Source organism: Mesorhizobium ventifaucium (assembly GCF_935822925.1).
GTDB classification, from domain to species: domain Bacteria; phylum Pseudomonadota; class Alphaproteobacteria; order Rhizobiales; family Rhizobiaceae; genus Mesorhizobium; species Mesorhizobium ventifaucium.
Map to the genome: position 1 here is coordinate 125,993 of NZ_CAKXZS010000034.1, position 13,964 is coordinate 139,956.

Below are 13,964 nucleotides of genomic sequence, written 5' to 3' on the forward strand. Positions count from 1 at the left end.
GCCCTTGCGGCCGCCACCTCCAGGCTCGGCCCTTGCGGCCGCCACCTCCAGGCTCGGCCCTACCGACAGCAAAAAGCCCCAGCGGCGACACTGGGGCTTTCATAGCAGCGCTGCGAGGCGTTAGGCGGCGACTTGCCAGCGGCAGGGTAGGCCCTTGCGCTCCGCCGCTATGTCAATCCAGAACTGTGTGCCCCTCACATGCCGCGTTTGCCAGTCAGCTTCAAAGTCGCCGATCTCGTCGGCCTGAAGGTGGTCCACCGCAAAGCGATACTCGGCATCATTAAACTTGATCTGGAGGGGGGCCTGCTTGCTGTAGTCGTACATGGTGGTTTCCTTGAGGTTGATTGATGTGGTCGAGACAATCCACAATACCAGCAGTATCACTAAAGTCAAAGACATAATGAGACACCATGCAAGAAACTTGCGGGGGCTTCGGTCGAGACCATGCAGTATCAATAGGGCTTGCCTCAGTGAGTCGGCTGGGAGGGCCTATTTTGAGTCTCACACGAATATGGATTGACTTTTTGATACGGATGGATCACAGCCTCAAAGAGTCTAATGATCCGAAAGGGAGCCGCCATGCAAGCGCCGGAGCACACCACATCGACCGCCACACCGAACGGGCATCTAGTCGGATACGCCCGCACCTCCACCACCGACCAGAAGGCAGGGCTTGAGGCCCAGCTTAGAGACCTCACCGGAGCAGGGTGCGCGAAGGTGTTCCGCGAGGAGCTGTCCTCCGTGGCCACCAAGAGGCCGGAGCTTGAGAGGGCCTTGGACTACGTGCGCGAGGGCGACACACTCATCGTCACCAAGCTCGACCGTCTGGCCCGCTCAGTGGCCGACCTCGTGGGGATCACCGCGAAGCTCCGAGCCAAGGGCGTGGCCCTCCGCATCCTCTCGATGAACCTGGACACCGGAACCCCAACGGGAAAGCTCATGGTGAACTTGCTGGGCTCCATCGCAGAGTTCGAACGGGAGCTGATGCTGGAGCGGCAGCTTGAGGGGATCGCCAAGGCCAAGGCAGAGGGGAAGTACAAGGGGAGGGCTCCCACCGCGCGGCGCATGGCCCCGGAGGTCATTAGGCTGAAGGCCGAAGGCAAGACTGCCGACGCTATCGCCAAGGAGCTGGGGATCGGGAGGGCCAGTGTCTTCCGCATCTTGAGGGTTCCATAGAAGCAGAGAGGCAGTGGCCAAACTACTCGATAAATAATCTAGCAACAACACTGCGCATGTGCACGATGAAAACCATGCGATCTACTTCGAAAACGTCTTGATTGCTGAGTCGTTATGAGGATATTTGGTGGCGCAACCGCAACTGGAGACTGCGTATGACCACCATAACGCCTGCCCGCCTGCCGTCGATCCCCACATCCGTCGATGCTTTCGCAGACGCCACCACCGCCATCAACTTCGCCCTGGATTGCCTTGAGGACTTCGAGGTGGGTTCCTTCCTTGCCGACCGAAGGGCTGGCAGGGACCTTGGCGGCTGGCTGTCGCACGTCACCTCGGTTCGCCGCGAGGCCAGTTCCTGTTACGGCCCGCTGTCGGTGCCCCCCCACCTAGCGGACTGCTGAAGCCATCCCGTTCCGGCCCCCAAGTTAGAGTGTGAGTTTGCAATGTCGAGCCAGACAATCCGTAGGTATCTTGAAGCCAACCGCCGCATGATGGCCGAGGGAAAGGATATGCCGATAGCTATCTCGGTGGCATTCTTGGGGGCCGCCATCTGGGGCTTCGATCCGCGAGACCCGGACGATCCGCTTACCCTGGAGGACCTCGCGGACCGATTGGGGTTTTCGCCTACCACCATTTCGCAGCACTTGCGCTACCTGGGGCACGGCTACCGCGAGGGGACGCCGGGTCTGGGGCTGGTCGGGACCGTGCGGAACTCTGACAATGGTCGCAAGAAGATATTCTATCTGACACCACGCGGACGAGGCCTGGTGTCGCAGATCGAGTTCATTTTGGACGGCGGTTCGTAGCCCGCACTAAGGCCACGCCGCCGTGCGAATGAATGGGCTCTTACTTGATGAAACTAGCGGATTGAGGCCGTCCGGCCATAGCGGATCGAATTAGGCGTCTACTTGATATGCTGGCGGCCAAATCCCCCAATTGTCCCTGTAACCAATAGCCCACCTACTTGATAAGCGGCCAGCCCAGCACGGGTACTGGTAATCGAGGCTTGTCTTAGGGGGCCGTATCTCGCTCCGCTATTCGGATGGGACGGAGCTGGCTTTCTGAGGAATAAATACCTACGTCCGAGGGATCGGATCGGTGGACCATTCCAATCACGCATCGAGGAGGGAGACAGTAGGCGGGGCCAGATGCCACCGCCCTAATGCCCTCCATCTAGCTCCCGCATTCATCTCTCGGCGACCGTAAGCGCGGCATCACGGCCGACCTGCGATCCACTCCGGGGGGCCGTCCCCACCATCTTCACAACCCAAACCAGAGGGAGCCTATCCATGGCCCGTGCGCTAGTGCGCCAAGTTTCCACCCCTGCCGCCATCCAAGGTGTGTCCGCTCCGGTCAACACCTACGTCCGTCCCGCCCAGGCAGCTCCATCAAGCCTGCACCAACTGGCGGAGGGCCTCGGCGCTCTGGACTCCGGCCTCAGTGGCTTCCTGGAGAAGCGCAAGGTCAAGACCGATGCAGCCGACAAGCAGTTGGCCATCCGGGACGCCTACCTGAACAATGGCGAAGGGTTCGACTCGGGGGTGAAGAAGGGTCTCATCCCTCCCCAGGAGTCACCGGCCTACATGACCTGGTACAAGACGACCCGGGGCGATGTCCAAGGCCGCAAGCTCCAGGACAAGTTCGACCTGGCCTACCAGCAGTGGCCTGGCCGAAACTCCGGGGACCCTGAGGCCTACAAGACATTCGTCGGGGAGTTCCTCAAGTCCAACGTGGGCGAAGCGACGGACCCCGAGGTGCTCGCCGGCCTCAACCCTCACATCAACCAGATGCTGGACAACAATCAGGCCCGGTTCACCAAGGACCGCGCGGATGCTGTCTACAGCGGTGCCCTGGCGGCCCACGGTGCCTCCACCACGGATCACATCGAGCGGGCCGAGGAAGCCTCCAGGAGCACCGGAGCGGAGATCGACTACGAGGGCCTCTGGGGCACCCTTATGGCTGAGCGGGATACCGCCCTAACCAAGAACCTCGCAAAGGACGTGGACAGCTTCCTGGTTGACTCCATCATCCTCCAGGCCACCGAGAGCGGCAACGAGGAACTCCTAACGCTCCTCAGCCGCAAGCTCCCCGGCCAGGACAGGCCTATGGACTACGACCTGGAGGTCCGCACCAAGCGACTCAAGGCAATGGACGCCATCCAGACCAACCTGGCGCAGACCGCCACCGCCAAGGCAGCAGCCGCCGAGAAGGCCGACAAGCAGCGCCACAATGCCCTCGTTTCGGACGTGCTGCGGAAGGTGCATGAGGACCCGAACTTCCAGGTGCCCGAGGAAACCCTCAAGGCGCTGTCGAAGCGCGACCCCGAGTTCCGCTCCAAGCTCCCAAGCTTCCGCAAGCAGATGGTCGGAGACGGCATACCGGAAGACTCGGATGCACTCATGGAGATGTGGACCAGAATCGACAGCGGGGCGCTCACAAGGGACGGCATTGTGGAGCTTCAGAGGATGGGCGTCATCAAGGACCCCTCGACGCTCACCCAGGCCTATGACCGCATCAAGGCCGTTGAGGCCGCCAACAAGCCGGACGGCATCCTGAGCACCGCCTCCGCCAAGGACAGCATCAGGATGATCAGCGACGCTACCGGTATCCCCGAGCGAGACAACATCTTGGGCAAGGTGACAGGTCTTTCCGAAGACGGCGCAAGGGCGCTCTACGACTACCGCACACTCCTCATGCATTGGGCCTCGGAGAACCCGAACGCTACCAGCCAGGATAAGGAGAGGGCTGCCTTCGACATCGGCAAGACCATCCGCGAGCGCATAGTGAAGGTCGAAGATGGCGATCAGACAGGCACCTACCCTCAAAGTGTTCAGGCCACCCCAAGGACGACCGCGGAGCAGTCCGATGCGGACGCTGCCCCTGTGTCGGGGGGCCGGGTGGACGGCGCTATCCACCGTCAAGCTGCAAGAGATTTGGCAGCCAAGTACCGTATTTCCGAGGAGGAAGCCGCCCAAATCCTTCTTGATGCGGAGCGGGCCGAGGGGCTGGAGACGGGTTCCGCCGACTGAGAGAACTTCATACATCCCCAGCGCCTGGCCTCAGCATGGCTCGGGGCTCCCCTTAACGAGGTCGAGCAAGCGCCGCTCAGGCGTCTGGACCTCAACTCGACAAGGAACATCACTTGGACAACACGACTGCACCAGCAGACGACACGCAGGCTCGCTTCCTTAGGGCATTCGCGGCGGCCGACGCCCAGCTCGCGGCAAGGGCGGCTTCTCGTGGAGGCGCTCTGGCACCATCCTCCCTTTCGACTGGGCGGGACACCACGGGCGCACCGATTGACGACGAGAAGGCCCGCATCAAGCGAGCATTCGAGAGGGTCTCCGCCAAGCTGGCCGCACGGGCAGCCGACAGGATTACGGCCCCAGAGTCTCTCCAGACGGCACGGGACTCATCGTTCCTGCCTCAGGGGGTCACCGACTTCGGGGCCTCCCTCAATGCCGGCATGTCCAAGGCGGTCTTCGAGACCAAGGACTTTCTGGTGGGCGAACCTTCGGAGGCCGAGAAGTCTCCCTACCGCAGGAACATCGAGGCCCAGGACAAGTTCCTGGACAACCAGAGTGTCGGCTACGGTCTGTCGTCGGGCATCTCCCAGATCGCCGTGGGTCTCATCGGGGCAGGCAAGCTCCTGTCTCCCGCGAAGGCCTACACCCAAGGCAGCACTGCCCTGAAGGCGGGCTTCGAGATCGCCAGGGGTGCGCTGGCGGGCTACGTCGTCCTGGACCCCCATGAGGCCCGCCTGTCGAACCTGGTCGAGGAGTTCCCTGACCTCCAGAACCCAGTGACAAACTACCTGGCGTCCGATCCGGATGACACCGCCGCCGAGGGCCGCTTCAAGAATGCCTTGGAGTCCATCGGGGCAGACCTCGCCCTCGTGGGTGCCGTCAAGGTCATCAAGTACCTCCGCAACGGAGACAAGAAGGCGGCGGCGAAGGAGATCGCCAAGCTGGAGAAGGCCCGCCAAGCCAACGCCAATGAGTTCGGCCAAGACTTCGGGCCAGGCAACCAGCCATTGGGAAAGGACAAACCAGTCGAAGTGCCCGTCTCAAGCTCTCCCGGGGTCCTTGACCCTGCCCAACCTCAGGCGAGGCCGGCAGATGGCGAAACTCCACCGGAAGCGACCATCGAGCAGACCGGCAGTAGGTCAACCATCGACCCCAAGACCGGCCATCCCGTCCTCCCGACAGCCAAGACCTCGCCTAAGGTCGTCTCCACCGGGGAGATACCGGACGAGGACTTGGCGTCCATCCTCAAGTCCACCGAGGACGATGCCAAGGCGATAGCTGCCCACGGGTCCAGGGCTCAGGCACAGGCGGCTGGTCACGATTTCGGCGAGAAGGTCCCCCTGCCGTGGCAGAAGCTGCATACCCCTGGCAACGTCGAGTCGCTTCTACAGCGATCCAGCCAGGTCCTAGAGGACCGCTTCAATGCGGCCAAGGGCGGCAAGGTCCAGACGGATGCCCGCGTGAAGTCCCTGGCCAACGAGCTTGGAGCCCAGTTCAACGAGGACCCGGCTCTCATCATCGGGCAGTTCGCTGAGGCCGGCGAGCAGGCCAAGCTCATGGCTCCCCGTATGGAGGCCGCCCTCAGGCTAGGCAACCGCATGTTCATCGACGCGGACGACCTGGCGACCAAGATTTCCAACGGCAACCTCCAGGAGTTCGGGGGCAACGCCCAGCTCGCCACCGAGGAGTTCATGGCGCGGCTCGGGGTCTCCTTCGACACGATGGCATCGGCTAACTCCATGCTCGCCAACTCGGGGCGCACCTTGCGCTTCGCTCGCTCGCAGTTCCGCTTCAGGCCCGCCGACATTGCGAAGCTCAAACGCATGGACCCCAACAAGGTCGTCATGGTCATGCGCAAGGCCGGTGGAGACCCCAAGAAGGTCGCCATGATCCTCAACGAGAGGTGGGACAAGCGCGTCATGGACGAGGCTACCTGGCACCTGACTAACGGCCTTCTCTGGCTCTGGCCCACTCATGTGGTCAACATGACGACCAACGCCTTCATGCTGGCTGCACGGCCCACCGAGAAGGTCTTCGGGTCGGCGGCCCTCCGTCTCATCACCAAGGATGCGGGGAAGAGGGCGGAGCTGTCCTCGCTCTCCAGGCAGGGCCTCCGGGAGTACCACTACGCCATCGCCTCCCTGGCGGACGGCTGGTCCAATGCGGTCGAAGCCTTCAGGCGGGGCGACTCCATCCTCAACCCCCATAACACCGAGTTCTTCGACGGTTCCATGACGGGCATCCAGACGCAACCTCTTCAGTGGAAGCCCTGGAACAGCATCTGGGACGTGGCGCACAACGCCTGGCAGTCGGCCAACTACCGGACCATCGTGGGCTTGCCTACGCGGGCACTTGGTGGAGCCGATGAGTTCTTCAAGACTCTCCGATACAGGGCCGTGGTGCAGTCCAAGGCGGCGACCGATGCGGCGGATCGTGGTCTCACCGGCCAGGACCTGAAGGATTACGTCCAGAAGGCTCTCAACCAGGCCATCGATCCAGCAACGGGCAGGGCACTTGATGCCAACGCCGTGCGGGAGGCCCAGATGACCACCTTCCAACAGGACCTCAACTACGAGGTCACTTTCGGGGGCAGCATCGGGCGGACCATGCAGAACGCCAGGAAGACGGCACCCATCCTTGCCATCGTGATGCCCTTCGTGAAGACCCCAGTGAACGTCATCCGGTATGGCATCAAGCTCACCCCTGGGCTGAATGTTGCCCAGAAGGAGTTCCGGGACGCCCTGATGGGCAAGGTGGGAGCGGAGGCTCAAGCCCACGCTATCGGGCAGATGGCCATGGGGTCCATGTTCATGGGTCTCGCAGCCAACCTTGCAGCCAACGACCAGTTCACTGGCTACGGGCCGACCGACTACAAGCTGAAGCAAGAGCTTCTATCGACCGGATGGAAGCCCTACTCGGTCACCTGGATGGGAGAAGACGGCAAGAGGCAGTACTTCCAGCTCGGAAGGTTCGACCCCGCTTCCACCGCCATGGGTCTGGTGGCCGACATCGTGGCCCTCCAGAGGAAGAACCCCGACCAGGACCGTTCGGACCTGATCATGGCGGTTGCCGTGGCGGTGGCCAAGAACCTGGGCGAGAAGACGTTCCTCCTCAACCTCAACAACGCAATGGACGCGGCGCTAGACCCGGAGAACAAGCTCCCCAAGTTCCTGGGGCGCACCGCTGGGTCAATGCTCCCGATGTCCTCCCTGATGCGCGGCCATAATCCCGACCCGTACCTCCGTGAGGCTCGGACCTTGGTGGACAATGCCATCAGGGGCGTCCCTGGGCTGTCGGACACCCTGCCCCTCTCCATGGATGTCTGGGGTGACCCCATCGAGCGCCACGTCGGCCTCATGGACTCCCAGGACAATGACATCGTGGAGGCCGAGCACAACCGCATCATGCTCCAGACCGACAAGGGGATTGGCAAGCCGGGGACAGACCTCCAGGGCGTGGACCTACGGGAGCTTACCCTCAAGGACGGCAAGAACGCCTACCAGCGGCTCCAGGAGCTGTCTGGGCACATCCCAGGGCAGAAGAGCCTGAAGGAGGTGCTGGCGGGTCTCATCAAGTCGGATGCCTACCAGGACCTTCCTGACGGCGAACCCGAGGTGAAGGGCACCAGGATCAACAAGCTTGGGGAGATCGTCCAGCGCTACCGCGAGGCCGCCAAGAAGAAGTTCCTCCAGGAGAACGTTGAGCTGCATCCCATCATCGGGAAGCGGCAGATGGAAGCTCGGGGGGCCATCCAGGCGAATAGAAAGGCGAGGGCGGATGCGCAACCTGGAGCAAGGGCATTGCTCGACGCTCTCAGCAATGGGCAGGGACAGTGATGAACAACACCCCGACCAACAAGGGTCTATCGACATGACAGCTTCAAAGCACGGCTTCGCGCCCGGAGAACTGAACTCGCCGCATGCAATCTCCGCTGCGGTCGCCGCGTGGCACGAGCCCCAGACGAAAGTTACGGCAGTCGGGAGTTTCCAGTTGGGTACCTATGGTGTCGTCTGGGCGGGGCGAGGCAAGGAGGGCGTCCTGTGGGGCGCTGGGCACTCCACCACGGGCGTCCCAATGCTTGCCCTAGGCATCCGACGCCTGTTGGCCGAGGTGCCAGCCGGCGCGGAAGTCTTCGTTCAGGCTCACGCGGAGTTGGGGACGTACATTGGCCCATCTGGTCATATTCGGGGCGCTATGCGCCGAGGGGGTGAGACCTCAACCGGCAAACCCTTCGCAGGCTATGACGTGCTCCGGGAGATCACCAACAGCCATGACGAAGGTGTCTGGACGTACCAGCCTGGCGCGAGACCCAGTGCGGCTAACCGGCTGGGGAAAGCTACCGCCATTGCTCAAGGGCCTGCCCGCCTGGCCGGCTTGGCCTACCAACGTTCGACCAACCCATCGTTTGTCGACTCAGCACTGGGGTTCATCCAGACATGCGAAATTCCGCGGCCGTTCACCATAGCCGTGGAGGGGCCATGACCTCAGAAACGAAACTGCTAGACGGGATGGTGGTGGCAAGTTTGCCCCCATCGCCCACGATCATGCACGATCCCTGGCTGACAACCCGAGAGGCTTCCCCGCTGGCGGACATGGCGGCCTCCCTTAATGCCAGGCTTGAGGGCACTTCCCGCCGCAACCCAAAACGCAAGCCAAGGTGGGATGCCGCCCAGCGCCGCTTGGCCATTGTCCAGAATCTAGTGGCCAATCTCGCTATGCTCGCCTTCCGCCACCAGCCGGGCACCCGCCTTGCTGTCCAGGCGCATAAGCAGGCCGTCAACCGCTACGATCGCGAGGAGCTGCCACGAGGGCCCCTCATCACCACCCTCAAGTTGATGGCCGAGCAAGGGCTGGTGCACTACCACCAGGCAGTCTTTAAGCAGCTTCGGACCACCATCGAGCCCGCGCCACAGATGCGTGCCATGTTGGCTGGCTCGGGGGCAGCGCTGGGCGACATTAGCCGCGCCCCAGGAGGCGAGACAATCATTCTCAAAGCGGTAGTCGGCAGAGGCCGCCCGAAGGTGCTGGTGGACTACTCTGACACAGTTGAGACCCTCCGGCTTCGCGCCGAGATGGGGACCATCAACGCCGCCTTGGCAAGGAGTGACATAAGGCTATGCGGCAGCCGCCCGCCGCCTGACCAGCTCGTTCGGGTCTTCCTCATAGGGAGCCCGGAGGCACCGGCCAGCTTCGACGGCCACGGGAGGCTGTTCAGGGGCTTTTGGGAGTTCCTCCCCCGGGCGGAGCGGGCGGGCATCACAATCAACGGCGAGCGCGTGGTGGAGCTGGACTATCGCGCCATGTACGTTCATCTCGCGTACGCGCTCCTCGGGGCAGGCCTGCCGGGTAGAGACCCTTACGATATCCCCGGCCTCGAAAGGCACCGGGATGCCGTTAAGAAGGCAGTGGCGTCCCTCTTCTTTCGGGAAGGTGCCTTGCGCCGCCTCGCCGGGGAACTGAGAGAATTGCTGCCGGAGGGATGGACCGCGAGCAGGCTCACAGCGGCGGTGGCAGCTCGGCATCCCGCCATTGCCCACCTCTTTGGTACCAACATAGGGCCGAGGCTTGCGAACGCCGAGAGTGGCGTCCTGGTCGCCGTGCTGCTCAGGCTTCTCTCTGAGGGCGTAGTCGCGCTGCCGATCCATGACTGTGTTCTCGTGGCGGAGAGCAACAAAGAGGCGGCCAGAACGGCGATGCTTCAAGAGGCGAGACGGCTGGTCGGTGTGGCGCTGCCGGTGGAGGAGAAAGTAGTTCAATAACGCGCCGCTATGTAACAAGATAACTCGCCGCTATAGGCTCCAGGTATGGCTCTAGGAGTATTTGGAAGCCTCCGTTCCTCTCCATCGTCGGCTCTTCTACCGAGTGGCCTTGCTTCAGGCCGACATGACGCCGTGGCATGTGGCTTGCTCTACCACCAGGCTGTAGTGCTCAATGTGACTGCCTTGAGTACCGGAAAGTCTTACAGTAGCTCCATCCAGTAGAGGAGGGAGGGGAAGCTATTCCCCAATCAGGCCCTCCACCCAGTCACTCCCCAAACGGAACTCCCACCCTCCCACACCATGGCCACCGCAGGCCCCGCCGTCATGCAGTCCAGGGTCTCTCCCATCATGCCACTCGGGGCAGCGAAAGCTTGGGTCTCACCGCAGGAAGTGCCGCAGGGCCAAAAGGGGACGGCATGAGGTGGTGGCATAGGGCGGGACCAGAAATCCGGTCAACTCGTCGGGCGCTCCAGGTTGACCAGGAAGTTGCCCTTAGCCCCCGCGCCGTAGTGCATCGCGGCAACCCCTGTCACCGTAAAGACGATGCCAAGAGGAAACACTACCCCGAGCAACACGAAGGCGGTGCCGAATAGCAGCCAAGGGTAGCGCACAAGGAACGGCATGAGGCCGACCACGATGAGCAGCTTCATCTGAAGATTCCAGATCGAGCACAGCGCACGGGCAGCCACTGGGACCATCTCATTCAAAGAGTCTTCCAGCCGCGCAAAGTCGCTGCGTGGGGCTGCACTGCTTTCGACAGGGTCTCCTGCCGGTCGGGCGTCGGCCGTGGGCGCGGCGGGCGAGACCAGTGGCGATTCCGGGGCGTTCCCTCTCCCAGGCATTAGCCACCCGATGACAAAGCCAATGGGGGCCGAACACAACCGCTCCGCTCACTGCACTGCCCAGTGCCGCAACGCCCGTGCTGAGGCCGATGGCGTAGCCGATCCCCCCGAAGATAAGACCGCGCGTGAGCCGACCTTGTGTGTAGCGTGGGGCGGGGCCACTCATCCGAACGAGAAGGTGAAGGGCTTGCCGCCAAGTGTACCCGAGCCAGTGCCGCGAGTGCCCGTCGAGACAAACGTGAAGGGGCCGCTCTGGCCGTCGCTGCAAGTGAACGTGCCGCTGCCCTCGCGCCTGGTTATGTACACGAAGTCACCTTTGCAGGTGCGGCCCTTGTTGCTTACGATGGAGAGGGTTCCGGCTCCGTCGATTTGGCCTGTTGCGGACCCTGTGAAGGTCTCGGAACCATCGCCCGACTGCCCCTTGACCGGCAGCGTCATAGCGCAACCGCTAATCATCAGCACTGCCGCCAGCGCTGCGCAAGCATTCCGCATAAGATTATCCCCCCCAAACAGTTGGGTGCAGCTTACACGGAAACCCCGCGTTCGCAATCGATCCACAGTCAGTGAAGCTCCGAAGCGAGTCATCGCTAGGGGAGCGCATCAATGGTTTTTTTGGACTATAGGCCCGGCCCCCCCCGATGGCTGTGACCAATAGTGGGCCGCTTGGCGTTGCGCAGCCTTGGGTGTACGAACCAGTCGCGGAAGGACGCCATACTCCTGCACATCTACTCAAGGCTTTGGAAGCGTGCTTCGGGTTGCCAACTGCTATGGTCCGCTGCTATGGAACTCGTAGGGTCGGACCCGAAAAGCTCTGTCTTTTCAATGCTGGGTGCGGCGTTTGAGGGACTTCAATCCTCTCTCGCAGCACCATTCCAACCCATTTTTCGCCGCCTGTCTGGTACACAGGGGTGGTACACATGAGCTTGAGAATGCCTGGACCTTGGAAGCTATCCGAAGACTGGTGTCTATTACCTTCGGCAACGCGCACCGACTGACTTGAAGAATTTTCCACTGGACGGGAAGGTAGCAATTCCCGTTGGCGGAGCATCAAAACAGTGAAAGCGGGGGCAACCGTCAAGGTCAGCCTCGCTACGAAAGACCGCGAAGAAGCCAAGAAGCGCCACCGCGAGGCCGACGCCGCACTACATGAGTACTGGCAAAGGTTCAGGGAAGGCCCTCAGCCGCTCTCCACCAAACAAGTCCAGGCCCTTGCCGGCATCCACTACGCCCGCTTGGTCGACATGATGGACAGTGAGCCGGGCGAGGAGGGGATTTGGAAACAAGTCCTCCAGCTTAACAAAAGCAAGCAGGCAAGCGGTGAACTGGACCGTTGGTTCGGGCCGACGGTCGATGATCTGTTTGCCGAGCAGGGGATAAATACTGAGCCGTTGAGTCGAACCCGCGTCGTCCATGCCGCCTTCAAGGCAATTCAGCTTGCGGCTGAGACGAACCTCAAGAAGGCCGGAGGCGACTACTCGCCTGACGAGGAGGCGCGGAAGCAGTTCCCCGCCTGGGCTGCGGAGCCGACGCAAGTTGAAAGGCCTCCACGGGCGGCTGGCGACATGGACCTGTTTGCTCTCTTGGACCACAAGTTCGCCACCCAAAGCCGAAAGCCGAAGACCAAGGACGACTAGGCACGGATGCTTGGGAGAGAGGGCCACGCGCTTGGCGCCGTAGGGAACGATACGGCGGGCCTGAGAGGCGGCTGGAGCATGCGACAGGGGCTGCGGAAGGCGTTGGCATAGAGCCGCGCTGTCACCGTTCCCGGCACACTCTTGGCACACCCTGTGAGTGCTGTATGTAGGGTGGCAGGAAAATGGGAGGGTGCAGGGGTGCGTTGGATTTTTCTTTTGATGGTGATGGCAGCAACTTCGCAATCTGCATTGGCGGCGGACGAACAAGGCATGTTCATGACGGGTGGCGGGATGGGTTCCGTGAGTTGTCCGGAACTCGTAGACGGCATGGCATTGGTCCGACAGCGGGGAGGCATCAAAAGCCCGCAAGGCGTACAAGTAACCAATGAGTTCAAGCAATACGTTCGGGGGTTCCGCACAGGCTACAACATGGCTGCCCCCAAGGTTTCCGACGCCTTTGCTTCTTTGGGCGACGACGTGGTAGCCAAATCAATTGTCTTCATAGATAACTGGTGTACCAAACATCCCGAAGCGACCTTCGACCTTGGGCTATTGGAATTGGTGAAGACCTTGAAGGACAACGCCAAGAGTAATTAAGACAGGCGCTGAGAGCGGGAATATCTGGCGGAAAAATCCGCCCGACCGATCAGATAGAGGGCAGCGCGGGATCACCCCCCTCGGTTCCACCACACGCCACGCTCAGGAACGCTTAGGCAGCCTCGCTTCACCCCACGGTTGACGCACCAGAGCTCGTCTCGCGGTAGCGCCAATGCTGTTTCGTGGGGTCGTCGAGCATGGGATGACTGCGAGCTTCAGGTAACGGCGGTGGTTGCCGTTGCGGTCAACATCGGATCGCCCAGGCAGGTAATGCGGTCGCTTTGACGGAGCGGCCGAAGTGGATCGTCAGGCTTGGGCGGAGGGCGTTTGTGGTCGACGAGCGGGTGCCTGAGGGGTTGCCTTTGCGTCGGGGATCTCCTCAGGCAGCGTCGGGGAGGACTAGGAGGAGGCACGGCCGAAGGTCGCTGAACGGGCGCTGAAGATGGCGCTCTGGGTCGGCTAGACCTTCGGGGTTCCGTGACGGTAAATGAGCAGCGGGGACCGGGTGGGGGGCTTGGGGTTAGTCCCCGCTGCTTTGAGCTGCCTTCGCAGGGTGCAGTGGCAGCACAACTAAATAGTGACTGAGCGATGACAGGACAGACAGCGGAGCCTTGGGCACCCTGTCAGTCTTACACCGGCTAGTGCCGCCCCCAAGGCCACCCGGGCGGGTGTCTCAAGAGTGCGGCCGGGGACGGACCTTCAAAGATTGCGACTTCCGTACCCCAGCCTACACCCCGGCCTGACGCGCGTGCCCACCCAATGACGAGTGCCCACCCAATTGACCCCAGCGTCAAGCGACAGGTCATTAGTAGCCGATATAGGTCGCCCCCAAAATCGGCCGCTTGAGCTAGCTCGGATAGACAATTCGGGTGAGCGGGTTCAACGGGGTCAAAAGGAGGGGTCGGAATATCCGGGCCAAATTTTCATACG

Annotated in this window: 11 protein-coding genes; 8 read left to right on the top strand and 3 right to left on the bottom strand. The window is 62.0% G+C overall.

Annotated features, from left to right (window positions below; translation table 11 throughout):
• Positions 1-120: 120 nt before the first annotated feature.
• Complete coding sequence (locus NMG70_RS26150) at positions 121-324, bottom strand: hypothetical protein (RefSeq protein WP_254027186.1); 204 nt, start codon at positions 322-324, stop codon at positions 121-123.
• Positions 325-579: 255 nt separating this feature from the next.
• On the opposite strand from NMG70_RS26150, the gene NMG70_RS26155 reads away from it, so the two are divergent.
• The 6 genes from NMG70_RS26155 to NMG70_RS26180 all read left to right on the top strand — a co-directional run bounded on the left by NMG70_RS26155 (position 580) and on the right by NMG70_RS26180 (position 9,961).
• On the top strand, positions 580-1,176 hold the full coding sequence (locus NMG70_RS26155) for a recombinase family protein (RefSeq protein WP_254027187.1): 597 nt from the start codon (positions 580-582) through the stop codon (positions 1,174-1,176).
• 155 nt (positions 1,177-1,331) lie between these two features.
• Complete coding sequence (locus NMG70_RS26160; protein WP_254027188.1) at positions 1,332-1,577, top strand: hypothetical protein; 246 nt, start codon at positions 1,332-1,334, stop codon at positions 1,575-1,577.
• A 42-nt stretch (positions 1,578-1,619) separates the two neighbouring features.
• Complete coding sequence (locus NMG70_RS26165; protein ID WP_254027189.1) at positions 1,620-1,982, top strand: helix-turn-helix domain-containing protein; 363 nt, start codon at positions 1,620-1,622, stop codon at positions 1,980-1,982.
• A gap of 483 nt (positions 1,983-2,465) precedes the next feature.
• Positions 2,466-4,205 carry a hypothetical protein gene (locus tag NMG70_RS26170; protein ID WP_254027190.1) on the top strand — a complete coding sequence of 580 codons (1,740 nt, stop codon included), beginning with the start codon at positions 2,466-2,468 and terminating at the stop codon, positions 4,203-4,205.
• A gap of 113 nt (positions 4,206-4,318) precedes the next feature.
• Entirely contained in the window at positions 4,319-8,038 is a 3,720-nt protein-coding gene (locus tag NMG70_RS26175; RefSeq protein WP_254027191.1) for a hypothetical protein, read from the top strand.
• Between the two features lie 642 nt (positions 8,039-8,680).
• Positions 8,681-9,961, top strand: coding sequence for a hypothetical protein (locus NMG70_RS26180; protein ID WP_254027192.1), 1,281 nt, complete (start codon positions 8,681-8,683; stop codon positions 9,959-9,961).
• Between the two features lie 452 nt (positions 9,962-10,413).
• Here the strand turns inward: NMG70_RS26180 and NMG70_RS26185 are convergent, their stop codons facing one another.
• Complete coding sequence (locus NMG70_RS26185) at positions 10,414-10,611, bottom strand: hypothetical protein (protein ID WP_254027193.1); 198 nt, start codon at positions 10,609-10,611, stop codon at positions 10,414-10,416.
• Between the two features lie 354 nt (positions 10,612-10,965).
• Entirely contained in the window at positions 10,966-11,295 is a 330-nt protein-coding gene (locus NMG70_RS26190) for a hypothetical protein (RefSeq protein ID WP_254027194.1), read from the bottom strand.
• A 563-nt stretch (positions 11,296-11,858) separates the two neighbouring features.
• Between NMG70_RS26190 and NMG70_RS26195 the strand changes: the two genes are divergently transcribed.
• Positions 11,859-12,437 carry a DUF6538 domain-containing protein gene (locus tag NMG70_RS26195; protein WP_254027195.1) on the top strand — a complete coding sequence of 193 codons (579 nt, stop codon included), beginning with the start codon at positions 11,859-11,861 and terminating at the stop codon, positions 12,435-12,437.
• A 198-nt stretch (positions 12,438-12,635) separates the two neighbouring features.
• Positions 12,636-13,034 (top strand): hypothetical protein, encoded by a 399-nt coding sequence (locus tag NMG70_RS26200; protein ID WP_254027196.1) that lies wholly within the window; start codon positions 12,636-12,638, stop codon positions 13,032-13,034.
• Positions 13,035-13,964 lie beyond the last annotated feature (930 nt).

What these genes read in the sequence shown, in the direction of transcription:
- NMG70_RS26190 (WP_254027194.1), bottom strand. Translation starts at nt 11,295, where the DNA reads ATGCGGAATGCTTGCGCAGCGCTGGCGGCAGTGCTGATGATTAGCGGT.
- NMG70_RS26160 (WP_254027188.1), top strand. Translation starts at nt 1,332, where the DNA reads ATGACCACCATAACGCCTGCCCGCCTGCCGTCGATCCCCACATCCGTC.
- NMG70_RS26155 (WP_254027187.1), top strand. Translation starts at nt 580, where the DNA reads ATGCAAGCGCCGGAGCACACCACATCGACCGCCACACCGAACGGGCAT.
- NMG70_RS26170 (WP_254027190.1), top strand. Translation starts at nt 2,466, where the DNA reads ATGGCCCGTGCGCTAGTGCGCCAAGTTTCCACCCCTGCCGCCATCCAA.
- NMG70_RS26180 (WP_254027192.1), top strand. Translation starts at nt 8,681, where the DNA reads ATGACCTCAGAAACGAAACTGCTAGACGGGATGGTGGTGGCAAGTTTG.
- NMG70_RS26150 (WP_254027186.1), bottom strand. Translation starts at nt 324, where the DNA reads ATGTACGACTACAGCAAGCAGGCCCCCCTCCAGATCAAGTTTAATGAT.
- NMG70_RS26165 (WP_254027189.1), top strand. Translation starts at nt 1,620, where the DNA reads ATGTCGAGCCAGACAATCCGTAGGTATCTTGAAGCCAACCGCCGCATG.
- NMG70_RS26185 (WP_254027193.1), bottom strand. Translation starts at nt 10,611, where the DNA reads ATGAAGCTGCTCATCGTGGTCGGCCTCATGCCGTTCCTTGTGCGCTAC.